This window comes from Rhodococcus aetherivorans, assembly GCF_025722975.1.
Taxonomy (GTDB): domain Bacteria; phylum Actinomycetota; class Actinomycetes; order Mycobacteriales; family Mycobacteriaceae; genus Rhodococcus; species Rhodococcus aetherivorans.
Map to the genome: position 1 here is coordinate 3,940,442 of NZ_CP106982.1, position 23,666 is coordinate 3,964,107.

Genomic DNA, 23,666 nt, shown 5'->3' on the forward strand with positions numbered 1-23,666 from the left:
AGGGATCCTTAACGTGCCGGAAACGTCGCGGGTGCGGCGGGCGTCACCTCACAACGGCGCCGCGCCCGGCGTGCGCGGAACGTAACCTCACGACTTCTCGAGGTACGCGACCCGTTCGGTGTCGAGCGCGGCCGACACCATGCGGGCCAGACCGGGGTGTTCCTCGAGCCGCGGATCGCGGTCGGTCACGGCGCGGGCGAAGTCCTGCGCGGCCGCGATGACCTCGACGTCGTCGACGAGCGAGAGCATCCGCAGCGTCGAGGTGGTGCCCGACTGGGCGACACCGAGCACATCGCCCTCGCGGCGCTGCTGCAGGTCCAGCTGGGCGAGCGCGAATCCGTCGGTGGTCGCGGCGACGGCCTCGAGGCGGGCCATGGCGGGCGCGCCGGGCTTCGAATCCGACACGAGCAGGCACAGCCCCGGATGCCCGCCCCGGCCCACCCGGCCGCGCAGCTGGTGCAGCTGGCTGACCCCGAACCGGTCGGCGTCCACGATCACCATCACCGTCGCGTTGGGCACATCCACGCCGACTTCGACGACGGTGGTGCACACCAGCACGTCGATGTCTCCGGCGGCGAAGTCGCGCATCACCGCGTCCTTCTCGTCCGCGGGCAGTCGCCCGTGCAGCAACCCGACCCTCAGGTGGGCCAGCGGGCCGCCCGCGAGCTCCTCGAACTGCTGGAGCACCGACTTCGTCTCGGGCGGCTTGCCCCTGCCCCCGCGCCCGCCGGTCGTCTCCGCCTCGTCGAAGCCGACCAGGTCGGCGTCCTCGTCGCTGTCGCCGTCGCCGATGCGCGAGCACACCACATACGCCTGGCGGCCCGCCGCGACCTCTTCGCCGATGCGTTCCCACGCGCGCGCCACCCAGCTGGGATGCACCTTCGCCGCCACGACCCGGCTGGTGATGGGCGACCGGCCGCGGGGCAGTTCCCGCAATGTGGACACCTCGAGGTCGCCGAGGACGGTCATCGCGATGGTGCGCGGGATGGGTGTCGCCGTCATGACCAGCACGTGCGGGCTGGCACCGTCGCGGCCGCGGTTGCGCAGCACGTCGCGCTGCTCCACGCCGAACCGGTGCTGTTCGTCGACGACGACGAGGCCGAGGTCGTAGAACTCGACGCCCTGCTGGATCAGCGCGTGGGTGCCGATCACGAGCCCCGAGTCGCCGCTCACGATGTCGAGCAGGGCCTGCCGCTTGCGGACCGCGCTCATCGAGCCCGTCACGAGGGTGACCTTGGTGGCCAGCTCGTGGGCGGCGAGTTCGCCCGCCGCGGCGAGATCGCCGAGCATCTTCGCCAGCGAGCGCGCATGCTGGGCGGCGAGCACCTCGGTCGGCGCGAGCAGTGCGCACTGGTGTCCCGCGTCGATGACCTGCAGCATCGCCCGCAGCGCCACAATCGTCTTGCCCGAGCCGACCTCGCCCTGCAGCAACCGGTTCATCGGGTGCGATCCGGCGAGGTCCGCCGCGATCTCGTCGGCGACCGCGAGCTGCCCGGCGGTCAGTTCGAACGGCAGCCGGCGATCGAACTCGTCGGCGATACCGCCGCTGCGGCGCGGGCACGCCGGGGCCGTGCGCACCGCGACGTCGTGGCGGCGCCGGGCGAGGACGAGCTGCACCGCCGCGGCCTCGTCGAACCGCAGGCGCTCCCGGGCGGCGGTGACGTCGTCCCGGTCGTCGGGCAGGTGGATGCGGCGCAGCGCCTCGTCCAGCCCGATCAGGCCGTGCTCGCCACGCACCCACTCGGGCAGCGGGTCGTCGACGGTCTCGAGCTGATCGAGGATCTGCCGCACGCAGCGCATCACGGTCCACGACTCGACGTCGCGGGTTGCGGGGTACATCGGGATGAGGGCCCGATCGAAGATCGACATGTCGATGCCGCCGTCGCCCTGGGCACTGCGGGCCATGCCGGCGAGCGCGCCGGCGCCGCGCACCCGGGTGGGCCGCGGGGCCGCGCCACCGATCTCGGGGCCGCGAGGCTCGGGCAGGATGATGTAGCTCGGGTGGGCCAGGCTCCACTTGTCGCGGAAGTACTTGACGGTGCCGGAGAACATGCCGCGCACCCCGGGCTTGATGTTGTACTTGACCTTCTGCGGGTTGAAGAAGGTCACGTCGATCTTCTGCCGGTCCGATTCGAGCACGACGGCGAGCCGGGTGCCGGGCCGGCTCTTCATCCGCACCTCGTCGGCCCTGGCCACCCGCGCGATGATCGTCACGTGCTGGCCCTCGACCGGTTGCGAGTCGCCGAGCTCGGCGCCCTGGGTGGCGTACCGGTGGGGATAGTGGCGCAGCAGGTCCTCGACGGTGGTCATGCCGAACGAGTCGGCGAGTGCATCCGCGGTCTTGCGGCCGAGAAGATGATCGAGTCGGTCCGCGAGTGTCGCCACTGCCGTCCTCTCCGCTCCGATCGACGCCGGGGGGCCGGCGTCCGACTGTTCCTGTGCCGGCTACTCCACACCGAGCTGCAGCAGGTCGCTGCGCTGTCCCCCGTGGTACACCAGCACCTCCACCTCGGGGTGGCGGTCGTTGACGTGCCGGGTCAGCCGCTCGGCGAGTCCGTCGGGCGCGTCGAAGCCGACGAGCATCGTCACGAGCTCTCCGCCCGCGGCGAGCACCTTGTCGAGCAGCGACGCTCCCGCCGTCACCAGATCATGCTCGATGACTACGACATCATGACCCGACAGGCCCAGGCTGTGCCCCGGCTCGCACGTTCCCACCCAGGTCAGGGCCCGCTCGTTCGCGATGCGCAGCGAGCCCCACCGGGTCGCGGCGGCCGCTTCGGACATGGCGAAGGCGTCGTCGGCGGCCTCGCGGCCCGGGTCGTGCACCGCAAGCGACGCCAGTCCCTGCACCATCGACGAGCAGGGCAGGAACATCACCTCGCGCCGGTGGTCGCGGGCCGCCGCGCCGACCGCGACGAGTTCCTGGGCGGGCAGCGCACCGTTGGGCAGGACCATCACGTCACGGCTGCCCAGCCGGCGGATCGCGTCGAGCAGGTGCCGGCGGGTGATCGGATCGTCCGCCCGCACGATCGCCGCGCCCTCGGCTTCGAACAGCTCCGCTGCCCCGTCGCCGGCCACGACGGCGAGCACCGAGCGGCTTCCGGCCCCGGAAGCCACCGGGCCGACGCCGATCCGTTGCTGTGCCTCCAGCGCGAAGCACGTGACGGTGACCTGGTGCAGCCGCCCGGCCTCCAGGCCGGCCTCGACGGCAGCGCCCGCGTCGCAGCAGTGCACGTGCACGGACCAGGTGCCGGCGCCGTCGCCGACGACGGCGACCGAGTCCCCGAGGGCGTCGAGGCGGGTACGCAGGGTGTCCATGCGGGCGGTGTCGGAGCCCTCGACGAAGTACATGACCTCGAAGTCCTGATCGCCGCCGTGGCGGGGTTCGTGCCCGTTGTGCCCGCCGTGCCGGGCGGGAGCGCCGGGCTTCGACGTCGCGATCGGTGCCCGGTCCGGACGCCGGCCCGACACCGTCTCGACGAACGCGTCGAGCAGCAGGAGCAGACCGAGGCCCCCTGCGTCGACGACGCCGGCCTCGGCCAGCACGTCGAGTTGCGCGGTGGTGCGCTGCAGGGCCTCGGCGGCGGCGTCGGCCGCTGCGGTCGCCACCGTCACGAGCGAACCGGAGCGGCCGGCCGCGTGCGCGCCGTCGGCGGCCGCGTGCAGCACGCTGACGATGGTGCCCTCGGCGGGGCAGCTCAGCGCGCGGGTGACGAGGTCTGCGGCGTGCCGCCAGGCGCGCCCGAGTGCGGCGCCGTCGACGACCACGGCCCCGTCGAGGGCGTCGGCCAGGCCCCGCAGCATCTGCGCGAGGAGGACACCGGAGTTGCCGCGGGCGCCGTGGAACGCGCCGCGCGCCAGGGCGCCGACGATCGTGGCGACGTCCTCGGCGTCCGCCGCGGAGGTGTCGAGTTCGGCCGCCGCGGAGCGCAGGGTGACGAGCAGGTTGGTACCGGTGTCGCCGTCGGGGACGGGGAAGACGTTGAGGCTGTTGATCTCGTCGCGGCGCTCGGCGAGCGCCCGCAACCCGAGATCCACCCATCGGCGCAGGGCAGTCCCGTCGACTGCTTCCCCGACCTCGAGCACCTGCTTCCCCCCTTCGCCACCACGCAACCGGTGACGCAAGGGTAGCGGTGCCCCCGTCGGACGGCCGGTTTGGCCATTGCCACCCCCACCCGCTACGCTTGCAGGGTTGCCTCGCACGGATGGCGGACGCCTCCTCGTGTTCGCAGGCCGACGAAGACACGAAAATATCCACTACTCACCAAGGAGTTCGCGACTATGGCTGCCGTCTGCGACGTATGCGCCAAGGGCCCCGGCTTCGGTAAGTCGGTCTCGCACTCGCACCGGCGTACCAACCGTCGTTGGAACCCGAACATCCAGAGCGTGCGCGCTCAGGTTGCCCCGGGCAACACGCGTAAGGTCAACGTGTGCACCTCCTGCCTCAAGGCGGGCAAGGTCGTTCGCGGCTGATCCCCGGTTCGGCATACGAGGCCCCGGCGTTGCGACGCCGGGGCCTCGTCGTGTTCCGCCATCGTCGCCGTGACCCCGTACCCGCCGGGCGGGGCGACCGGTAGGGTGCCCCGGGTGACCGAATCAGTACTGTCCCACGTCCGCCTCGAGGACGGCGTCCTGCGCATCGCCGTGGCGACCGCCGAGCGCGGCACGTCCCTCTCCCCCGCGGGCATGGCCCAGGGCATCGAGGCCCTGCGCACCGCCGGCCCCGAGGTCGGCGCCGTCCTGCTCGTCGGTGAGGGTGCCAACTTCTGCGCGGGCGGCGACGTCCGCGCCTTCGCCTCCGCGCCCGACCGCGGCGAGTTCGTCGGCGACGTCGCACGCCTGTTCCACGACTTCGTCCGCGCCCTCGACGCGGCCCGCGTGCCCGTGGTGGCCGCCGTCCAGGGCTGGGCGGCGGGCGCGGGCATGAGCATCGTGCTGCACGCCGACATCGCGCTCGGGGGCCCCTCGACGAAGCTGCGGCCGGCCTACCCGTCGATCGGGTTCACCCCCGACGGCGGCATGTCGTGGACCCTGCCGCGCATCGTCGGAGTCGCCCGGGCGCGGGAGATCATCCTCACCGACTGTGTCCTGAACGCCGACGAGGCCGTGCGGCTCGGGGTGCTCAGCCGCCTCGTCGCCGACGACGAGGTGCCCGGCGAGGCGATGCGGGTGGCCCGCACCCTCGCGAACGGCCCCACCGCCGCCTACGCCGGGATCCGGCAACTGCTCGCCGATTCGGCGGGGCGGTCGCTGTCCGAGCAGCTCGACGCGGAGGCCGCGGCGATCGCGGCGGCCGCGAACGGCCCGACCGGCATCGAGGGTGTCGACGCGTTCGTCGAGAAGCGGCGCCCCGACTTCGAGTCGATTCGCCGCGGCTGAGCCACGCCCGTTCAGGCCAGGCGCCAGTCCACCGGGTCCCCGCCCTGCTCGGTCAGCAGCGCGTTCGCGCGGCTGAAGGGGCGGGACCCGAAGAACCCGCGGGAGGCCGACAGCGGCGACGGGTGCGCCGACTTCACGGTGGGCACGTCGCCGAGCATCGGTTCGAGGGTGGCCGCGTCGCGGCCCCACAGGATCGCGACGAGCGGCGCGGTGCGCGCGACGAGCGCCCGGATCGCCTGCTCGGTCACGCTCTCCCAGCCCTTGCCCCGATGCGACGCCGGCTGGCCGGGTTGCACCGTCAGGACGCGGTTGAGCAGCAGCACCCCCTGTGCCGACCACGGTGTGAGGTCGCCGTTGGGTGGTGTCGGCAGGCCGAGGTCGTCGCTGTATTCGCGGTAGATGTTGGCCAGGCTGCGCGGCACCGGACGCACCTCCGGCGCGACCGAGAAGCTCAGTCCGACGGCATGACCCGGCGTCGGATACGGGTCCTGGCCGACGATGAGCACCTTCACCCGGTCGAACGGCTGGGTGAAGGCCCGCAGCACGTTCGCGCCGGAGGGCAGGTAGCCGCGTCCGGCGGCGTTCTCGGCGCGCAGGAAGTCGCCCATCGCGGCGATGTCGGCGGCAACGGGAGCCAGCGCCCGCGCCCAGCCTTCCTCGACGATCTCCGGCAGGGGTCGTACAGCCATCGGTGGTGCCCGGCCCCTCAGTCGATCCTGCGCAGCGCGCTGCGGTAGTACTCGGCGTTCGCCGCGTACATCTTGGCGTTGGCGTCGACGTGGCCCTCCGGCACCTCGTAACCCTCCCGGATCTTCGCGGGTACGCCGATCGCCATGGACCGCGGCGGCACCTGGAAACGCGGGGCCACGAGCGCGCCGGCCGCGACGATCGCCCCGTCGCCGACGGCGGAGCCGTTGAGTACGAGCGAACCGGACCCGATCAGGCAGCCGTCGCCGATGGTGGAGCCTTCGATGTGGGCGTTGTGGCCGACCACGGTGCCGGCGCCGATGACGGTGGCGTCGACGGCGGTGCAGTGGATGATCGTCCCGTCCTGGATGTTGCTCTCGGCGCCGACGACGATCCGGCCGTAGTCACCGCGCAGGACCGCGGTGGGCCACACCGAGGCGCGGGCGCCGAGGGTGACGTTGCCGATGACCACCGCATCGGGGTGGACCCAGGCGTCGGGATGGATATCGGGCACACGGTCGCCGAGCGCATACACAGCCATGCTGTGAAACCTATCTCGAGAAGCTCTGCCAGCCTCCGGGACCCGGCCGGCCGTGGCCGTCGACGGTGACGCCGCCGCCCTCGCGCACCGTGCCGACGGGCCGCCAGCCCGCCGGCAGCGGCACGTGCGGCGGGAAGCACGCGGCAAGGGCGTGGTCCTCGCCGCCGGTGAGCACCCACTCCCATACGTCGGCCCCGAGTTCCGCGGCGGCGGCCCGCAGCTCGGCGCCGGGTTCGAGCAGCTCGCGCGAGACGTCGATCGCGACGCCGGATGCGGCGGCGATGTGCCCGAGGTCGGCGAGCAGGCCGTCGGAGATGTCGGTCGCGGCGTGGGCGCCGCCGGCCGCCGCCGCGGGTCCCGCGGCGTACGGGGGCGCCGGCACCTGGTGGGCGGCCACCAGGTCCGGGTGGCCGGCGAGGCCGGCGGTGAGCACGGCCAGCCCGGCGGCGGAGCGCCCGGTGGATCCGGCCAGCGCGACGGTGTCGCCGGGCCGGGCCGCAGACCGCAGGAGCGGCGCGCGCCCGTCGAGGTCGCCGAGGACGGTCACCGCGACGATCAGTTGCGACGCCTGCACCAGGTCGCCGCCGACGACGCCGGCGCCGAGCGCCTCCGCGGCCTCGCCGATCCCGGCGGAGACACCGTCGAGCACGTCGACCGGGGTGTCCGGCGGGCAGCCGAGCCCGACGAGGAAGGCGGTGGGGCGCGCGCCCATCGCGGCGACGTCGGCGCCGTTCTGGGCGACGGCCTTGCGCCCGACGTCGTGCGGGGTGGACCAGTCGAGCCGGAAGTGCCGGCCCTCGACGAGCATGTCCGTGGAGACGGCGACGCGCCCGTCGGCGGCGGCGACGAGGGCCGCGTCGTGGCCCGGTCCGACGAGCGTGGTGGCGGGCTGGCGACGCCCGGCGACCGCACGGTCGATCACGGGGAACTCGCCGAGGTCGGCGACGGTGGGGCCGGTGCGGTCGGGCGCGGTGATGCGGTCCTCCCGTTCGTGGGTCGGTGGGGTGCGGGCGTCGGTGGTCACGGTAGTTTCGACCACGCTACCGTCCCCGCAAATTCGAGAGATTATGACCGAGCCGACAGTCTCCCCCGACCCCGACCCCGACCCCGCCCCCGCTGGCGACGCCGAACACCACCGCAGTCCCGCCCTGATCGCCACGGCCGTCGCGCTGCCGGTGGCGTTGCTGATCGGCATCGTGGTGGCGGCGGTGCTGGCGAACCGCACCCCGGAGCTGGCGCCCGTAGCGCTGGGGCCGGTGGTGGCGCCGCAGGCCGAGTCCCCGGAGTGCGCGGCGCTGCTGGGGGCGCTGCCCGAGGAGGTCGGCGACCTCCGCCGCGCGGAGCTGGCCGACCCGGCCCCGGTGGGGGCCGCGGCCTGGCAGCCCGTCGAGGGCGAGCCGGTGGTGCTGCGGTGCGGGCTCGAGCGACCGGCGGAGTTCGATCAGGCGGCGGCGCTGCAGGTGGTCGACGGCGTCCAGTGGTTCGAGGTGTCCGGCGCCGCGGAGGGCATCGATGCGAGCACGTGGTTCGTCGTGGACCGCCCGGTGTACGTGGCGCTGACAGTGCCGAACGGCTCGGGTCCGACTCCGCTGCAGACGATATCGGCGGCGGTCACGCAGTCGCTCCCGCAACAGCCGATCGACCCCGCGCCGGTCGCCGGCGGCTGACGGCGCCGGCCCCTCGGAACCTACTGTGCCAGCATGGATCCCGACTCCAGGAAACGCTGGTGGAAGGACAGGGACTCGCCGAGCAGGTGCGGGGTGTGCCCGGCGTCGGGCACGGCCTCGGCCCGGTCGACGTAGTCGTGCAGCATGTCCCGGTAGTCCGGATGGGCGCAGTTGTCGACGACGACCCGGGAGCGGCGCCGCGGCGACAATCCGCGCAGGTCCGCAAGTCCCTGCTCGGTGACGAGGACCTGCACGTCGTGCTCGGTGTGGTCCACGTGCGGCACCATCGGCACGATCGACGAGATGCTGCCGCCCTTCGCGGTGGAGGGGCTCAGGAACATCGACAGGTAGCCGTTGCGGGCGAAGTCGCCGGATCCGCCGATCCCGTTCATGATCTTGGTGCCCATGACGTGGGTGGAGTTGACGTTGCCGTAGATGTCGGCCTCGAGCATGCCGTTCATCGCGATGATGCCGAGGCGGCGCACGATCTCGGGGTGGTTGCTGATCTCCTGAGGGCGCAGCACGATGTGCTCGCGGTAGAAGTCGATGTTCGACACCAGCTCGTCGATTCCGGCCTCGCTCAGCGCCAGCGACGTGGCGGACGCGAAGCGGACCGTGCCGTGCTTGATCAGGTGCAGCATCCCGTCCTGGATGACCTCGGAGTAGCAGGTCAGACCCTTGTGGGGACCGGCATCGAGACCCTGGAGGACGGCGTTGGCCACGTTGCCGATGCCGGACTGCAGCGGCAGGAGCGTGTCCGCGGGCAGCCGGCCGCGGGAGATCTCGTGCTCGAAGAAGTCGAGCACGTGCGCGGCGATCGCCTGGCTCACCGCGTCCGGCGGGGTCAGCGGGCTGGCGCTGTCGCGGGCGTGGGTCTCGACGACGGCGACGACCTTGTCCGGGTCGACGCGGAACGTGCTCTGGCCGATGCGGTCCTCGACGTCCGTGAGCATGATCGGCTTGCGGTGCGGCGGCAGCGCGGTGCCGTAGTACACGTCGTGGATGCCCGTCATCGCGGCCGGAATCCACGAGTTGACCTCGAGGATCACCTTCTCGGCGACGTCGAGCCAGGTCTTGTTGTTGCCGATCGACGCGGACGGGATCAGCTCACCGGTCTCGGTGACGCCGGAGACCTCGACGACCGCGACGTCGACGTGCCCGTAGTAGCCCTCCCAGACCTGCTGGGCGACGTGGGACAGGTGGATGTCCACGTAGTCCATGCGGCCGTTGTTGATGTTGCGGCGGGCGGTGGGCTCGGCCTGGTACGGCATCCGCAGGGAGATGCCGGCCACCTCCGACAGCATCCGCTCGGTCTCGGCGGAGACCGACGCGCCCGTGAGGAGGTTGACCGTGAAGTCGGTGCCGGCGGCGCGCGCGGCCCCGATGCGTTCCGCGAGCGCCGGGGTGATCGCCTTCGGCGTGCCGGCACTGGCGAAACCGCTGATGGCGACGGTGTGGCCGGGCTGGATCCAGCGGACGGCTTCCTCCGCCGACACGACCTTCTGCCGGAACGCCGGATGGTCGATTCGGCTCGGAGAGGAGTCGGATGCGGGGCGGAGGAACTGCGTCTGCATAACGAACAGGGTACGAGCACGCCCGGCGGCCGACGACGCCTCCGTCACAGCGGCGGACCGGATGGGGCGCGGACCACTCACCCCGCCGCGTGCCGCACCCACGGCCCCCGGCCGAACGAACCGCCGTCCCACCGGTCCTCGAAAGCAACTGTCTCGCAGTCGGTTCGATTGCAACGAGCGCAGCGGCTCCGGGTCGGGGCGACCGTGGCGCCGACGACTCCGGCGCGACCGACGTGCCGCGCCGCCGCCGGGCCGGGCGGCGGCGGCCCGACGGGACCGACGGGTCGTTCGCCGATGGAACGACCCCGTTCGTCGCGCAACACGGCACGTTCGTCCCCGAAGCGAACGCCACGGCCGGCGCGGACGCCCCTCGCGGCGGCACGGACGGTGTCGTCCTCGTCCGGCACGGACGGTGTCGTCCTCGTCCGGCACGGACGGTGTCGTCCTCGTCCGGCACGGACGGTGTCGTCCTCGTCCGGCACGGACGGTGTCGTCCTCGTCCGGCACGGACGGTGTCGTCCTCGTCCGGCACGGACGGTGTCGGCGCGGTCCGGCACGATAGGTCCCATGAGCACCGCCACCACGGATCTGCGCGACGAAGCCGAACGACTGCTCCGCGACCTGGCGGGACCCGGCGCCCGGTTGCGGGAGGACCAGTGGAGCGCCATCGAGGCACTGGTGGTGCATCGCCGGCGAGCGCTGGTCGTGCAGCGCACGGGCTGGGGCAAGTCGGCCGTCTACTTCATCTCCGCCAAGCTGCTCCGCGCCCACGGGCACGGGCCGACCGTGATCGTCTCCCCGCTCCTGGCCCTGATGCGCAACCAGGTCGAGTCGGCGCAGCGCGCGGGCGTCCGCGCGGCCACGATCAATTCCGGCAACGTCACCGAGTGGGAGGAGATCCACCGGCAGGTCGCCGAGGGCGCGGTGGACGTCCTGCTCGTCAGCCCGGAGCGGCTCAACAACCCGGACTTCCGCGACCAGGTGCTGCCGGCGCTCGCCCGCGACGCCGGACTGGTGGTGGTCGACGAGGCGCACTGCGTCTCGGACTGGGGACACGACTTCCGGCCGGACTACCGGCGCATCCGCACCCTCGTCACCGAAATCGGCGAGGGCATTCCGGTGCTCGCGACCACCGCGACCGCGAACGACCGGGTCGTGGCGGACGTGGCCGCGCAGCTCGGCGTCGGGGAGGGCACGGGCGAGACCCTGGTGCTGCGCGGTGGTCTCGACCGGCCGTCGCTGCACCTGTCGGTGCTGCGGATCGACGAACCCGCGCGCCGGGCGGCGTGGCTCGCCCAGCACCTCGACGAGCTGCCCGGTTCCGGGATCGTCTACACCCTCACCGTGTCGGCCGCGCACGACCTGGCCGCGCTGCTCTCCGAGCACGGTCACACCGTCGCGGCATACACGGGGCAGTCCGATCCGGCCGAGCGGGAGCAGCTGGAGGCGGACCTCCTCGCCAACCGGGTCAAGGCCCTGATCGCCACCTCGGCCCTGGGCATGGGTTTCGACAAGCCGGACCTCGGGTTCGTGGTGCACCTGGGAGCACCGTCCTCACCCATCTCCTACTACCAGCAGGTCGGTCGCGCGGGCCGTGCGACCGAGCGGGCGGAGGTGATCCTGCTTCCGGGTCCCGAGGACCGGCAGATCTGGAGCTGGTTCGCGTCGGTGGCCTTCCCGGGGGAGGAGGTGGTGCGGCGGGTGATCGAGGTGCTCGAGCCGGAGCGGCCGCAGTCCACGCAGGCCCTCGAGCCGTTGGTCGACCTCAACCGGTCCCGGCTGGAGATGGTGCTCAAGGTGCTCGACGTGGACGGTGCGGTACGCCGGGTGAAGGGCGGCTGGATCGCCACCGGCGTGCCCTGGGAGTACGACGCCGCCCGGTACGCGACGCTCGAGCGGGCCCGCGAGGCCGAGCAGGAGGCGATGCTCGAGTACGAGCGGACCACCCGGTGCCGGATGGTGTTCCTGCGCACCCAGCTCGACGATCCCGACCTGACGTCCGACACCCCGGGCTGCGGGCGGTGCGACAACTGCTGCGGGGCGCGGTGGCCGGCGGACGTCGACGACACCGAGCTGGGCCGGGTGCGGGCCCGGCTGGACCGGCCGGGGGTGGACCTGCCGCCGCGGCGGCAGTGGCCGACGGGAATGGCCAAACTCGGCGTGGCATTGTCCGGGAAGATCACCGACGGGCCCGAGCCGGGCCGGGTACTCGGCCGGCTGTCGGACCTCGGATGGGGTCCGCGGCTGCGGGCGCTGCTGGACGGCCCCGACGCGCCGGTGCCCGACGCGGTGGTGCAGGCCGCCGTGGCGGTGCTCAAGGCGTGGGACTGGTCGGATCGCCCGACCGCGGTGATGGCCGTGGAGTCGGCGACCCATCCTCGCCTGGTCGGTTCCCTCGCGGCGCGGCTGGCGCAGCTCGGCCGGCTCGAGGATCTCGGCGTGCTGCGTGCCCGGCCCGGCCGGCCCCCGGTGACGGCAGCGAACTCGGCGTACCGGATCGCCGGCCTCGTGGACGCGTGGGAGAGCCCCGACCTCAGCGGAACCCGGGGGCCGATCCTGCTCGTCGACGCGGTCACCGACACCGGCTGGACGATGACGATGGCGGCGCGGACCCTGATCCGGGCCGGGGCCTCCGCGGTGCTGCCGCTGGCGCTGGCGAGCCCGAAATAATCGCCGCGCTCGGCCCGGGCGCTACACGAAGTGACTCTTCTCACATGGGTGTCTCACCTGCGCGGAGCCGGGGTACCCGGCGACGGATCCCGACAAGGCGGGTGAATCCCGCCCACGAAGTTGTTAGGTTCGAGACCGCTTATGACGCCTGTGACGCAGAGAAGTACCCCGCCCCGTACGCCCGCCGAAACGGCGAGCGCGCCGACCGAGCCGAATTTCCGCGCACCGCGTATTTCCGACGGAATTCGCATGTGGCAGATCGCGCGTGATTCGAAAGTGCTCGACGTCAATTCCAGTTATGCATACGTGCTCTGGTGCCGCGATTTCGCGGCGACCTCGGTCGTCGCCACCGGCGGGGACGACGAGGCGGTGGGTTTCGTCAGCGGCTACCGCCGTCCCGAGTCGCCGAACACGCTGTTCGTCTGGCAGGTGGCCGTCGACCAGGCCCAACGCGGCCGCGGCATCGCCGGCCGGATGCTCGACAGCCTGTGGGACCGGCTCGCCGACACCGGCGTGAACCGGCTCGAGACGACCGTCAGCCCGGACAACGAGGCGTCCATCGCGCTGTTCACCGCGCTCGCCCGGCGACGCGGACTGCGCATCACCCGGAGCGAATTGTTCACCCCTTCGGATTTTCCCGATTCCCACATGGCCGAGGATCTCTACACGATCGGCGAATGAATACACGACCGGCGAAAGCGAATTCGCCGCAGGAGGACGACGAATGACCATCCTGGAGCACCCCGAAACCCCCGCCAAGCACAGCGTTTTCGATTACCTCGAATCCGAGGTGCGCAGCTACAGCCGCGGCTGGCCGACCGTGTTCGAAACGGCGTCCGGATCGTGGCTCCGCGACGAGAACGGCAAGGACTACCTCGACTTCTTCGCCGGCGCGGGAGCCCTCAACTACGGGCACAACAACCCGGTCCTGAAGACCGCGCTCGTGGACTACATCATGGGTGACGGCATCACCCACGGCCTCGACATGTCCACCGTCGCCAAGCGGGAACTGCTCGAGTCGTTCGAGAGCCACATCCTGGCCCCCCGCGGCCTCGACTACAAGGTCCAGTTCCCCGGCCCGACGGGCACCAACTCGGTCGAGGCGGCGCTCAAGCTCGCCCGCAAGGTCACCGGCCGCGAGTCGATCATCAACTTCACCAACGCATTCCACGGGATGACCCTGGGTGCGCTGTCGGTGACGGGCAACTCCATGAAGCGGGCCGGGGCCGGTGTGCCGCTGGTGCACGCCACCCCGATGCCGTTCGACAACTACTTCGACGGCGTCACCGAGGACTTCCACTGGTTCTCCCGCGTGCTCGACGACTCCGGCAGCGGTCTGAACCGCCCGGCGGCGGTGATCGTGGAGACCGTGCAGGGCGAGGGCGGCGTGAACGTCGCCCGCCCCGAGTGGCTGCGTGCCCTCGCGGATCTGTGCGCCGAGCGCGACATCCTGCTCATCGTCGACGACGTGCAGATGGGCTGCGGCCGCACCGGCCCGTTCTTCTCGTTCGAGGTCGCCGGGATCACCCCGGACATCGTGACCCTGTCGAAGTCGATCGGCGGGTACGGCCTGCCGCTGGCGCTCACGCTGTTCAAGCGCGACCTCGATGTGTGGGGCCCGGGCGAGCACAACGGCACGTTCCGCGGCAACAACCCGGCGTTCGTCACCGCGGCGAAGGCGCTGCAGCACTACTGGGCCGACGACCACCTCGAGCGCGAGACGCTGCGCAAGGGCGAGCGGATCCGGCAGACCTTCATGAACCTGTCCGACATGTTCGACGGCGTCTCCACCCGCGGTCGCGGCATGGTTCAGGGCCTGGTCTTCGACGAGCCGAACGACGCACAGAAGGTGTGCGCCCTCGCGTTCGAGCAGGGCCTGCTCGCGGAGACCTCCGGCCCCTCCGACGAGGTCGTCAAGCTGCTTCCGCCGCTGACGATCAGCGACGACGAGCTCGAGCACGGTCTGAACATCCTGTGCGAGGCCACCTCGGTGGTCCGGGCCTGACCCCCGGCCGCCGTCGACCCATGCACGAGAAGACAAGCTTCCGAAGGACTTACGTATGATCGTCCGTACCACCGAGGAAATCACCGGCACCGAGCGCGACATCACGTCGGACAACGGCAACTGGCGCAGCAAGCGCATCGTGCTCGGCGGCGACAAGGTCGGGTTCTCGTTCCACGAGACCACGATCGAGGCCGGCACCGTCAACGAGTTCCACTACGCGAACCACATCGAGGCGGTGTGGCTCATCGAGGGCACCGGCACCCTCACCGACCTCGAGACCGGCACCGTGTACCCGCTCGCACCCGGCACGATGTACCTGCTCAACGGCCATGAGCGGCACCGCGTCGAGCCGGACACCCGGATGCGCATGTTCTGCGTGTTCAACCCGCCGGTCACCGGCCGGGAGGTCCACGACGAGAACGGCGTGTACCCCCTCGTCGAGGTCGTCTGAGTGCCCGCAGCGAGTGACCGGCCGGGCGTTCGCGCCTAGAGTCGGAGCCATGACCTACGAGCGACAGCCGCGCATCGCCGTCGGCCCCGCCCCGGACATCGTGTTCGACCGGGCGATCGGGGCCGGCGGCGGTCGCGTGTGCGGGTTCGACGACCGCCCGGACGCGGTGGTCTGGACCGCCGGACCGGACGAGTTCCCCGCGGTGCTGCCGGCGTCGGTGCGGTGGGTTCAGCTGCCCGCCGCCGGCGTGGAGGACTGGTTCGACGCCGGCGTCATCCGCGCTCACCCCCAGGTGACGTGGACGTCGGCCGCCGGGGCGTTCGCCGCGACGGTCGCCGAACACGCGCTCATGCTGCTGCTCGCCGGCGTGCGGGCGCTGCCCGACCACCTGGCGGCCACGTCGTGGACCCCGAGCGTGTTCTACCCCCAGCTGGGCACCCTGCGCGGCGCCACCGTCGGGATCATCGGGGCGGGTGGCATCGGCCGGGCCCTGATCCCCATGCTCGGTTCGCTCGGCGCCCAGGCGCTCGCGGTCACCCGCAGCGGCCGCCCCGTCCCGGGCGCCGTGGAGACGGTCCCCGTCGCACGGATCGACGAAGTATGGCCCCGCGCAGACCATTTCGTGATCGCCGCCCCCGCCACGGCCGAGACCGAGCAACTGGTGGGCGCCGACGAGCTGGCCGCGATGAAGCCGACCGCCTGGGTGATCAACGTTGCCCGCGGCAGCCTCGTCGACACCGACGCGCTGGTGGACGCCCTGAGCCGCCGCGTCATCGCGGGCGCCGGCCTGGACGTCACGGACCCGGAACCGCTGCCGGACGGGCACCCGCTGTGGTCGCTGCGCAACGCCATGATCACCCCGCACGACTCCAATCCCCCGGCGCTGCGCATCCCCGCGTTCGCCGAGCACGTGACCGAGAACGTCACGCGCTTCGCGGCCGGCCTCGATCTCGCCGCGGTCGTCGACCCGAGCGCCGGGTACTGACACGCCGCTACCCTGGACGGGGTGATCGAACCGCTGCACCACCTGCTCGACGGCCGGCGGTTGTGCGTGCTCACCGGCGCGGGCATCTCGACCGACTCCGGCATCCCGGACTACCGCAGCCCCGGCGCGCCACCCCGCAACCCGATGACCTATCAGCAGTTCGTCGGGGATCCGGAATTCCGGCGCCGCTACTGGGCGCGCAACCATGTCGGGTGGCGGCACATGGACTCCGCACGGCCGAACGCCGGGCACCGCGCCCTCGCCGCGCTCGAACGCCGCGGCACCGTCCTGGGCGTCCTGACCCAGAACGTGGACCTGCTGCACACCAAGGCCGGGAGCCGGCGGGTGATCGACCTGCACGGCTGCTACGCGCAGGTGCGCTGCCTGGCGTGCGACCTCCGGATCTCGCGCTTCACCCTCGCCGAGCGGCTCACCGCCGCCAATCCGGGCTTCCTCGAACGGGTTCGGGGGACGACGGGTCTCGAGGTGGCGCCGGACGCCGACGCGGTCGTCGACGACACCGGCAGCTTCCGCATGGTGGACTGCGAGCGGTGCGGGGGGATGCTCAAGCCGGACATCGTCTACTTCGGTGAATCGGTGCCACGCGAGCGCGTGGAGCGCGCCTTCGCGCTCGTCGACGAGGCGGAGGCCCTGCTCGTGGTCGGCAGTTCCCTGACGGTGATGTCCGGGTTGCGGTTCGTGCGGCACGCCGCCAAGCGCCGCATGCCGGTGGCCGTGGTCAACCGTGGCGTCACGCGCGGCGATCCCCTCGCCACCGTGAAGGTCGACGCGGGCTGCTCGGAGGTGCTCACGGCCCTGGTCACCGCGGCACCGGCGGCCACGTCCGGCCGGTGACCGCCCGCGCCTACAGCGTCACGAGATCGTCCGCGTGCACCACCGGCCGCTGCAGGTCCGCCGGCAGCTGCCGCGTGGAGAACCCGATCATCCAGTCCAGCTCGGCGGCATCGTAGGCCACCACGCCGCGTCCCACCGTGCGGCCGTCGGGACCGACCAGCGCCACCACGTCCCCACCGTGGAAGCGCCCGCTCATTCCCGTGATGCCCGCCGCGAGCAGCGAGCGGCGCCGTTCCACCACCGCCCGTACCGCGCCCGCGTCCAGGTGCAGGGTGCCGTGGGTGTCGGCGGCGTGCCGCACCCAGAAACGCCGCGCCGACATCCGGTCGGGCCGGGCCGCGAACGCGGTGCCCACGTCCGCGGCACCGAGGGCACGGTCGGCCTGCGACGCGGCGGTGAGCAGCACCGGCACACCCGAATCCGCGGCCAGGCGCGCGGCGGACAGCTTCGACGCCATACCGCCCGTGCCGAGGGCGCCCCCGGACCCGGCGACGACGCCGTCGAGGTCCTCCGGGCTCGTCACCTCCGCGATGAGGTGGGCGTCGCCCTTACGGGGATCGCCGTCGTAGAGGCCGTCGACGTCGGAGAGCAGGATCAGCGCGTCGGCGCCGACGAGGTGCGCGACGAGCGCGGCGAGGCGATCGTTGTCGCCGAACCGCAGCTCGGCGGTCGCGACGGTGTCGTTCTCGTTGACCACGGGCACGGCGTGCAGCGCGCGCAGCCGGTCGAGGGTGCGCTGGGCATTGCGGTGCTGGGTGCGCCGCGCGATGTCGTCGGCCGTGAGCAGCACCTGCCCGACGGTGCGGCCGTATCGGGCGAAGGAGGTGCCCCACGCGTGGGCCAGGGCAAGCTGTCCGACGCTGGCCGCGGCCTGCTTGGTGGCCAGGTCGCGGGGCCGGATGGTCAGGCCCAGCGGGGCGAGGCCGGCGCCGACCGCGCCGGAGGACACCACCACGACGTCCGAGCCGGAGCGCATGCGCTCTTCGAGAGCGTCGACCAGGCAGTCGAGACGGTCCCGGTCGAGGCCGCCGACCAGGCTGGTGATGGCGGACGAGCCGATCTTCACCACGACGCGGCGCGCGCCGGCGACGGCCTCCCGGGTATCGCTCACGATCTCCTGCTTCTGGGCTCGAGGTGCAGTGGTCAGAACTCGTCGTCGTCGGTCGCGAGACCGCGGCGGACCCGCTTGGCGTGGCGGCGTTCGGCGGCGCCGACCCGATCGACCTGGTCGAGGCGGGCGTCGGTGCCCCGGCCGGTGGGCACGACGTCCACGCCGGCCTGGGTCTGCGGCTCCCACTCGAACGAGACGTCGCCGATGGTGACGGAGGCACCCGGTTCGGCGCCCTGCTTGACGAGTTCGTCCTCGACACCGAGGCGGGCGAGCCGATCCGCGAGGTAGCCGACGGCCTCGTCGTTGTCGAACGCCGTCTGACGCACCCAGCGCTCGGGCCGGGTGCCGCGCACGATGAAGCCACCCGGCGTCTCGGGGTCGGCGACGACGCTGAAGCCGGTCTCGTCGACGGCGACGGGCCGGATGACCGGCCGCCGCGGCGCGGCCGGCGGATGCGCCTGCCGGTACTCCTCCACCATCCGCGCCAACGCGAAGGTCAGCGGCCGCAGCCCTTCCCGGCTGACGGCGGAGATCCGGAACACCGGCCAGCCCCGCTCCTCGAGCTCGGGGGTGACGAAATCGGCGAGTTCCGCGGCGTCCGGCACGTCGACCTTGTTGAGGATGACGATGCGGGGACGATCGGCGAGGTCGCCCAGGCTGCTGTCGCCGGACAACGCCGGCTGGTAGGCGGCCAGCTCGGCCTCGAGTGCGTCGATGTCGGAGACGGGATCGCGCCCCGGCTCGAGCGTCGCGCAGTCGACGACGTGCGCGAGCACGGCGCAGCGCTCGAGGTGACGCAGGAAGTCCAGGCCGAGACCGCGGCCCTGGCTGGCGCCGGGGATCAGGCCCGGCACGTCGGCGACGGTGAACGTGGTGTCGCCCGACTGCACGACCCCGAGGTTGGGAACGAGGGTGGTGAACGGGTAGTCGGCGATCTTCGGCTTGGCCGCGGAGAGCACCGACACCAGCGAGGACTTGCCTGCGGACGGGAACCCGACCAGCCCGACGTCGGCGACGGACTTGAGTTCGAGGACGAGGTCGCGCTCCTCCCCCTCCTCGCCGAGCAGGGCGAAGCCGGGGGCCTTGCGGGCCTTCGACGCCAGGGCCGCGTTGCCGAGGCCGCCGCGGCCACCGTGGGCGGCGACGAAGCGAGTGCCGGCGCCGACCATGTCGGCCAGGATCCGGCCGTCCTTGTCGAGCACGACGGTGCCGTCGGGCACCTTGAGCACGAGGTCGCCGCCGTTGGCGCCGTCGCGGTTGCTGCCCGCGCCCTGCGTGCCGTTCGTGGCTTTCGCGTGCTGGTGGAAGTGGAAGTCGAGGAGGGTGTGGACCCCCTCGTCCACCTCGAGCACGACGTTGCCGCCGTTGCCGCCGTTACCGCCGTCGGGGCCGCCGAGCGGCTTGAACTTCTCGCGATGGACGGAGGCGCAGCCGTTACCACCCTTGCCGGCGGTGACGTGCAGCACCACCCGGTCGATGAAGCGGGACATGGGGTGGACCTCCGTCGAATGGTGGAACTGTTGTGTCGACCGGTAGCCCCACTGTGCCGGGACTACCGGAGTTGTGCCGGAACGACCGGTACCGGTCGTCCCGAAAACAGTAGGGGCGGACCCGGGTGTGCGACCCTGGTCCGCCCCTACTGGGAGTATGTGCGAAGGGAACCTCCGCGGTGTCCGATTCGGACGGCAGATCAGGCGTCTGCCGCGACCGGAACGATGTTGACCGTCTTGCGACCACGCTTGGTGCCGAACTCGACGGCACCGGCAGCGAGGGCGAACAGCGTGTCGTCGCCGCCACGGCCGACGTTCACGCCGGGGTGGAAGTGGGTGCCGCGCTGGCGCACCAGGATCTCACCGGCGTTGACGGCCTGGCCGCCGAAGCGCTTGACGCCGAGACGCTGGGCGTTCGAATCGCGACCGTTACGGGAGCTGGATGCGCCCTTCTTGTGTGCCATGACGAACCCTCCTGGGGTTTGAAGCGGAAGCCCGAATTACTTGATGCCGGTGACCTTCAGGACCGTCAGCTTCTGACGGTGACCCTGGCGCTTGTGGTAGCCGGTCTTGTTCTTGAACTTGTGGATGCGGATCTTCGGGCCCTTGGTGTGCTCGACGATCTCGCCGGTGACCGTGACCTTCGCCAGCTTGTCGGCGTCGGTGGTCAGCTCGGCTCCGTCGACGACGAGGACCGGAGCAAGCGAGACAGCAGTGCCGGGCTCACCCTCGATCTTCTCGACCTTGACGAGATCGCCCTCAGCGACCTTGTACTGCTTACCGCCGGTCTTGACGATCGCGTACGTTGCCATCGGACGGCTACCCCTTGCTAGTTCGAACGTGCTCGCGCCACGGTGTGCAACGCGACTGGTCTGGTGTGGTTGCTGACTCGGGGCCCGCCACCTTCCCGCATCGGGCGCAGCAGGGCCGTATCGCCGAGTAGCGACTGACCAAGATTACGGGAAGGTGACTGCCAGGGTCAAACCGGGCCCGCGCGGTGTCGGGCCCGGTCGGACCTCATGCCTGTGCTTCGACCGGCGGGCCGGCGGGCCGGCCCGCGGCCCGGCGACGACGCGGCCGTCGAACGACCACCGGCTCGGCGTTCTCCCCGTCCGGGACCGGCGCGGCGGCCACCGCCGCAGGCTCCGGTGCGGGGGCCGGTGTGGGCACCACGAAGACGGTGCCGGCGCCGGTGCCGTCGCCCGTCGGGGCCGCGGCGGCCCGTGAGACCCGGCGACGGCGACGGGCCGCCGGCTCCGCTGCCTGCTTTTCGGCCTCCGGTGCTTCGGCCGGCCGCGCCTCGCGCGTGTCGGCGGGCCCAGCCTTGCGTGATTCGGCCGGCTCAGCCTCGCGTGTTTCGGCCGGCTGGGCCTCGCGTGTTTCGGCCGGCTGGGCCGGCGCGGCCGGCGCTGCCTGCGCCTGCTCGGCGCCGGATTCCGCCGGGTTCTCGTCGTGGTTCCCGTGGTGCGCAGCCATCGCCAGGGCCACCGGGTGGGCACGCTTGACGGTCGCGTCCACTGTCGCCACCTCGGGTACCGGCGCGGGCGCGGCCGTCTCGGTCGTCGCCGCCTCCGGCTGGGCGCCGCGGTCACGGCCCCGGCGGCGCCGGGAGCCGCTCTCGGCACGGGCGGGCCGCCCACCGTCCTCGGCCGCGCCGGCCTCGACGGGTTCGCTGTGCACGACGATGCCGCGGCCGTGGCAGTGCTCGCACGTGGTGGAGAACGCCTCCACCAGACCCGTGCCGAGCCGCTTGCGCGTCATCTGCACGAGCCCCAGCGAGGTCACCTCGGAGACCTGGTGGCGGGTGCGGTCCCGGCCGAGCGCCTCGGTGAGGCGTCGCAGCACCAGGTCGCGGTTCGACTCGAGCACCATGTCGATGAAGTCGACGACGATCATGCCGCCGATGTCGCGCAGCCGCATCTGCCGCACGATCTCCTCGGCCGCCTCGAGATTGTTGCGGGTGACGGTCTCTTCGAGATTGCCGCCGGCCCCGGTGAACTTGCCGGTGTTGACGTCGACGACGGTCATCGCCTCGGTGCGATCGATGACGAGCGTGCCACCGGACGGCAGCCACACCTTGCGGTCGAGCGCCTTGGCGAGCTGCTCGTCGATGCGGTGGGCGGCGAACACGTCGCGTCCACCCGAGTCGGGATCGTGCCGCTCCACGCGGGGCACCATGTCCGGTGCGACGGTGCGGATGTAGCTCTCGACGGTGGTCCAGGCGTTCTCGCCCTCGATGACGAGTTTGGAGAAGTCCTCGTTGAACAGGTCGCGAATCACCTTGACCAGCAGGTCGGGCTCTTCGTAGAGGGTCTTCGGCTGCCCCGAGCCGTCGGACTCGAGCTTGGCGGCCTGCTCCTCGATGGAAGCCCACTGCGTCTGCAGGCGCTGCACGTCGCGGGCGAGCTCGTCTTCGCTCACGCCCTCCGCCGCGGTGCGGATGATCACGCCGGCCTCGGCCGGGACGATCTCGCGCAGGATCTCCTTGAGCCGCTTGCGCTCGGTGTCGGGCAGCTTGCGGCTGATGCCGGTGGACGAGCCGCCCGGCACGTACACCAGGAATCGGCCGGCGAGGCTGATCTGCGTGGTCAGGCGGGCGCCCTTGTGCCCGACCGGGTCCTTGCTGACCTGCACGAGCACCCGGTCACCCGGCTTGAGGGCCTGCTCGATCTTGCGGGAGTTGCCGCCGAGCCCGGCGGCCTCCCAGTTGACCTCGCCGGCGTAGAGGACGCCGTTGCGGCCCCTGCCGATGTCGATGAACGCCGCCTCCATCGAGGGAAGCACGTTCTGGACACGGCCGAGGAAGATGTTGCCGACCATCGAACCGGATCCGGCGCTGGTCACGAAGTGCTCGACCAGGACGCCGTCCTCGAGGACCGCGACCTGCGTGATGTTCCCGGGGTGCGCACCGTCACCGGTCTTCTCCCGCACCACCATGACGCGGTCGACGGACTCGCGACGGGCGAGGAACTCCGACTCGGTGAGGATCGGGGGCCGACGGCGGCCCGCGTCCCGGCCGTCGCGGCGGCGCTGGCGCTTGGCCTCGAGCCGGGTGGAACCGGTGATGCCCTGCACCTCGTCCTTGGCGGCGCGGGCCTTGGGCCGCGGCTCGCGCTCGTGGACGACGGTGGGGACCGAGTCGTCCTCGGCGACGGTCTCGGCGCCGTCCGCGCTGCCCTTGCGGCGACGACGACGGCGACGACGGCGCGAGGGACCTTCCGCGGACTCCTCCTCGGCCTCGGCCTGCTCGGCCTCGGCCTGCTCGGCCTCCCCGCCTTCGGCCTCCCCGGCCTCCGGCCCGGCGGTCGCGGCTTCCTCCGTCGTCGGCTCCTCGGCCTCCGTCGGCTCCTCGGCCTCCGCTTCCTCGGCCTCCGCCGCAGCTGTCCCCTCCTCGGCGGTGGTCTCGTCCTGCGTCTCGGGCTGTTCGCCGCGGCCACGGCCACGGCCACGGCGGCCACGACGGCGCCGACGCGGCTCCTCCTCCTCGGCGGTCTCCTCGGCCGGTTCCTCCACCGCGGCGGTCTCCTCGGTGACCTCCTCGGCGACGGCGGGCTCGGGTGCCTCGGCCGCTCGCCGGGAACGGCGTCGACGGGGCGGGGCCTCGACGGGAGTGGTGACCTCCGGCTGCAGGAACAGCGGTGCGCTGACGACGGGCTCGGCGGTGCTCGGTTCCGGCGCGGCGAACACCGGGGTCTCCTGCTCCACGCCGGTGAACAGGGCCGGGGCCGCGGGTGCCTCGACGGACTCCGCGGCGGGTTCCTGAGCGGTAGTGTCCTGGACCGCGGCCGCCGGCTCCTCCACGGGGACCTCGGCGGGCACCGCGACGGCGGCCTCTCCGGCGGGCACCTCGGGCGCCTCACCCACCGGTTCCGGTGCGGCTTCCGCGGTGGGCACCGGTTCGGCCTCGGCCGGTGCGCCGAGCGCGGCGCGGATCTGTTCGGCGAGGTCGCGCTGCAGGCTCGAGTGGGCACTGCGCAGCTCGGTGCCGAGGTCGGCGGCCTTGGCCATGACCTGTTTGCTGGTCAGGCCGAGCAGTTTGGCAAGGGCGTGCACGCGCATCTTCGGCGGCAGCACCACGGTGCCCTCTTCGTTGGAATTGTCGTTCGGCGGCGCTTGTTCGGCCACGTAGGTCTCCTCGGGCCCCCGGGCGCGTCCATCCTCGTCTCGAGCGATGTGACGCGGCCACGCGAGGGCGCTGTCTGTGTGTGCTCGCACCGGGAGGCGCGAGATGTGCGGTCTCGCATCGCGCGG

20 protein-coding genes are annotated in these 23,666 nt (G+C 72.3%); 9 read left to right on the forward strand and 11 right to left on the reverse strand.

The genetic code is table 11. The features are described 5' to 3' along the window. Nucleotides 1-87 precede the first annotated feature (87 nt). Together recG and OCS65_RS17770 are read right to left on the reverse strand one after the other, a co-directional pair. On the reverse strand, nucleotides 88-2,385 hold the full coding sequence (recG, locus tag OCS65_RS17765) for an ATP-dependent DNA helicase RecG (RefSeq protein ID WP_006938036.1): 2,298 nt from the start codon (nucleotides 2,383-2,385) through the stop codon (nucleotides 88-90). A gap of 60 nt (nucleotides 2,386-2,445) precedes the next feature. After that, entirely contained in the window at nucleotides 2,446-4,086 is a 1,641-nt protein-coding gene (locus OCS65_RS17770; RefSeq protein ID WP_006938035.1) for a DAK2 domain-containing protein, read from the reverse strand. Between the two features lie 195 nt (nucleotides 4,087-4,281). Between OCS65_RS17770 and rpmB the strand changes: the two genes are divergently transcribed. Both rpmB and OCS65_RS17780 read left to right on the forward strand, forming a co-directional pair. Further along, a complete protein-coding gene (rpmB, locus tag OCS65_RS17775; RefSeq protein ID WP_003939060.1) occupies nucleotides 4,282-4,473 on the forward strand; it encodes a 50S ribosomal protein L28 in 192 nt (63 codons plus the stop codon). 114 nt (nucleotides 4,474-4,587) lie between these two features. After that, the gene (locus OCS65_RS17780; protein WP_029543161.1) at nucleotides 4,588-5,379 is read left to right on the forward strand and encodes an enoyl-CoA hydratase-related protein; all 792 of its coding nucleotides are present in this window, start codon (nucleotides 4,588-4,590) and stop codon (nucleotides 5,377-5,379) included. A gap of 11 nt (nucleotides 5,380-5,390) precedes the next feature. On the opposite strand, the gene OCS65_RS17785 is transcribed toward OCS65_RS17780, so the two are convergent. From OCS65_RS17785 to OCS65_RS17795, 3 genes are read right to left on the reverse strand one after another with little or no spacing between them, the layout of a single operon-like run. Then, nucleotides 5,391-6,068 (reverse strand): uracil-DNA glycosylase, encoded by a 678-nt coding sequence (locus OCS65_RS17785; RefSeq protein ID WP_006938032.1) that lies wholly within the window; start codon nucleotides 6,066-6,068, stop codon nucleotides 5,391-5,393. A gap of 17 nt (nucleotides 6,069-6,085) precedes the next feature. After that, nucleotides 6,086-6,607 (reverse strand): gamma carbonic anhydrase family protein, encoded by a 522-nt coding sequence (locus OCS65_RS17790; RefSeq protein WP_006938031.1) that lies wholly within the window; start codon nucleotides 6,605-6,607, stop codon nucleotides 6,086-6,088. 10 nt (nucleotides 6,608-6,617) lie between these two features. Further along, nucleotides 6,618-7,529 (reverse strand): thiamine-phosphate kinase, encoded by a 912-nt coding sequence (locus OCS65_RS17795; RefSeq protein WP_420833252.1) that lies wholly within the window; start codon nucleotides 7,527-7,529, stop codon nucleotides 6,618-6,620. Nucleotides 7,530-7,674: 145 nt separating this feature from the next. On the opposite strand from OCS65_RS17795, the gene OCS65_RS17800 reads away from it, so the two are divergent. After that, nucleotides 7,675-8,274: a DUF3515 domain-containing protein gene (locus OCS65_RS17800; RefSeq protein WP_043796598.1), complete on the forward strand. Its 600-nt coding sequence runs from the start codon at nucleotides 7,675-7,677 to the stop codon at nucleotides 8,272-8,274. Between the two features lie 20 nt (nucleotides 8,275-8,294). On the opposite strand, the gene OCS65_RS17805 is transcribed toward OCS65_RS17800, so the two are convergent. Then, the gene (locus OCS65_RS17805) at nucleotides 8,295-9,848 is read right to left on the reverse strand and encodes an acetyl-CoA hydrolase/transferase family protein (protein WP_029543155.1); all 1,554 of its coding nucleotides are present in this window, start codon (nucleotides 9,846-9,848) and stop codon (nucleotides 8,295-8,297) included. A gap of 567 nt (nucleotides 9,849-10,415) precedes the next feature. On the opposite strand from OCS65_RS17805, the gene OCS65_RS17810 reads away from it, so the two are divergent. The 6 genes from OCS65_RS17810 to OCS65_RS17835 all read left to right on the forward strand — a co-directional run bounded on the left by OCS65_RS17810 (nucleotide 10,416) and on the right by OCS65_RS17835 (nucleotide 16,814). After that, on the forward strand, nucleotides 10,416-12,518 hold the full coding sequence (locus OCS65_RS17810; RefSeq protein WP_006937211.1) for a RecQ family ATP-dependent DNA helicase: 2,103 nt from the start codon (nucleotides 10,416-10,418) through the stop codon (nucleotides 12,516-12,518). A gap of 249 nt (nucleotides 12,519-12,767) precedes the next feature. Next, nucleotides 12,768-13,199: a diaminobutyrate acetyltransferase gene (gene ectA / locus OCS65_RS17815; RefSeq protein WP_006937213.1), complete on the forward strand. Its 432-nt coding sequence runs from the start codon at nucleotides 12,768-12,770 to the stop codon at nucleotides 13,197-13,199. A 43-nt stretch (nucleotides 13,200-13,242) separates the two neighbouring features. Next, a complete protein-coding gene (gene ectB, locus OCS65_RS17820; RefSeq protein WP_006937215.1) occupies nucleotides 13,243-14,523 on the forward strand; it encodes a diaminobutyrate--2-oxoglutarate transaminase in 1,281 nt (426 codons plus the stop codon). A 55-nt stretch (nucleotides 14,524-14,578) separates the two neighbouring features. Continuing rightward, nucleotides 14,579-14,974: an ectoine synthase gene (locus OCS65_RS17825; protein WP_006937217.1), complete on the forward strand. Its 396-nt coding sequence runs from the start codon at nucleotides 14,579-14,581 to the stop codon at nucleotides 14,972-14,974. A gap of 49 nt (nucleotides 14,975-15,023) precedes the next feature. Further along, complete coding sequence (locus tag OCS65_RS17830; protein WP_029543149.1) at nucleotides 15,024-15,959, forward strand: D-isomer specific 2-hydroxyacid dehydrogenase family protein; 936 nt, start codon at nucleotides 15,024-15,026, stop codon at nucleotides 15,957-15,959. Nucleotides 15,960-15,980: 21 nt separating this feature from the next. Next, the gene (locus OCS65_RS17835) at nucleotides 15,981-16,814 is read left to right on the forward strand and encodes an NAD-dependent protein deacetylase (RefSeq protein WP_072635053.1); all 834 of its coding nucleotides are present in this window, start codon (nucleotides 15,981-15,983) and stop codon (nucleotides 16,812-16,814) included. Nucleotides 16,815-16,824: 10 nt separating this feature from the next. On the opposite strand, the gene proB is transcribed toward OCS65_RS17835, so the two are convergent. The 5 genes from proB to OCS65_RS17860 form a co-directional block, all read right to left on the reverse strand. Beyond that, complete coding sequence (gene proB / locus OCS65_RS17840; protein WP_006937225.1) at nucleotides 16,825-17,925, reverse strand: glutamate 5-kinase; 1,101 nt, start codon at nucleotides 17,923-17,925, stop codon at nucleotides 16,825-16,827. 32 nt (nucleotides 17,926-17,957) lie between these two features. Continuing rightward, nucleotides 17,958-19,415: a GTPase ObgE gene (gene obgE / locus OCS65_RS17845; RefSeq protein ID WP_006937227.1), complete on the reverse strand. Its 1,458-nt coding sequence runs from the start codon at nucleotides 19,413-19,415 to the stop codon at nucleotides 17,958-17,960. A 200-nt stretch (nucleotides 19,416-19,615) separates the two neighbouring features. Next, complete coding sequence (rpmA, locus tag OCS65_RS17850; protein WP_006937229.1) at nucleotides 19,616-19,879, reverse strand: 50S ribosomal protein L27; 264 nt, start codon at nucleotides 19,877-19,879, stop codon at nucleotides 19,616-19,618. 36 nt (nucleotides 19,880-19,915) lie between these two features. Further along, a complete protein-coding gene (gene rplU / locus OCS65_RS17855) occupies nucleotides 19,916-20,227 on the reverse strand; it encodes a 50S ribosomal protein L21 (RefSeq protein WP_006937230.1) in 312 nt (103 codons plus the stop codon). A gap of 205 nt (nucleotides 20,228-20,432) precedes the next feature. Then, nucleotides 20,433-23,540, reverse strand: a complete 3,108-nt coding sequence (locus tag OCS65_RS17860; protein WP_072635051.1) for a translation initiation factor IF-2 N-terminal domain-containing protein — start codon at nucleotides 23,538-23,540, stop codon at nucleotides 20,433-20,435. Between the last annotated feature and the right edge of the window lie 126 nt (nucleotides 23,541-23,666).

What these genes read in the sequence shown, in the direction of transcription:
- rplU (WP_006937230.1), bottom strand. Translation starts at nt 20,227, where the DNA reads ATGGCAACGTACGCGATCGTCAAGACCGGCGGTAAGCAGTACAAGGTC.
- rpmB (WP_003939060.1), top strand. Translation starts at nt 4,282, where the DNA reads ATGGCTGCCGTCTGCGACGTATGCGCCAAGGGCCCCGGCTTCGGTAAG.
- OCS65_RS17800 (WP_043796598.1), top strand. Translation starts at nt 7,675, where the DNA reads ATGACCGAGCCGACAGTCTCCCCCGACCCCGACCCCGACCCCGCCCCC.
- OCS65_RS17830 (WP_029543149.1), top strand. Translation starts at nt 15,024, where the DNA reads ATGACCTACGAGCGACAGCCGCGCATCGCCGTCGGCCCCGCCCCGGAC.
- OCS65_RS17810 (WP_006937211.1), top strand. Translation starts at nt 10,416, where the DNA reads ATGAGCACCGCCACCACGGATCTGCGCGACGAAGCCGAACGACTGCTC.
- OCS65_RS17790 (WP_006938031.1), bottom strand. Translation starts at nt 6,607, where the DNA reads ATGGCTGTGTATGCGCTCGGCGACCGTGTGCCCGATATCCATCCCGAC.
- ectB (WP_006937215.1), top strand. Translation starts at nt 13,243, where the DNA reads ATGACCATCCTGGAGCACCCCGAAACCCCCGCCAAGCACAGCGTTTTC.
- OCS65_RS17785 (WP_006938032.1), bottom strand. Translation starts at nt 6,068, where the DNA reads ATGGCTGTACGACCCCTGCCGGAGATCGTCGAGGAAGGCTGGGCGCGG.
- ectA (WP_006937213.1), top strand. Translation starts at nt 12,768, where the DNA reads ATGTGGCAGATCGCGCGTGATTCGAAAGTGCTCGACGTCAATTCCAGT.
- obgE (WP_006937227.1), bottom strand. Translation starts at nt 19,415, where the DNA reads ATGTCCCGCTTCATCGACCGGGTGGTGCTGCACGTCACCGCCGGCAAG.
- OCS65_RS17825 (WP_006937217.1), top strand. Translation starts at nt 14,579, where the DNA reads ATGATCGTCCGTACCACCGAGGAAATCACCGGCACCGAGCGCGACATC.
- OCS65_RS17805 (WP_029543155.1), bottom strand. Translation starts at nt 9,848, where the DNA reads ATGCAGACGCAGTTCCTCCGCCCCGCATCCGACTCCTCTCCGAGCCGA.
- rpmA (WP_006937229.1), bottom strand. Translation starts at nt 19,879, where the DNA reads ATGGCACACAAGAAGGGCGCATCCAGCTCCCGTAACGGTCGCGATTCG.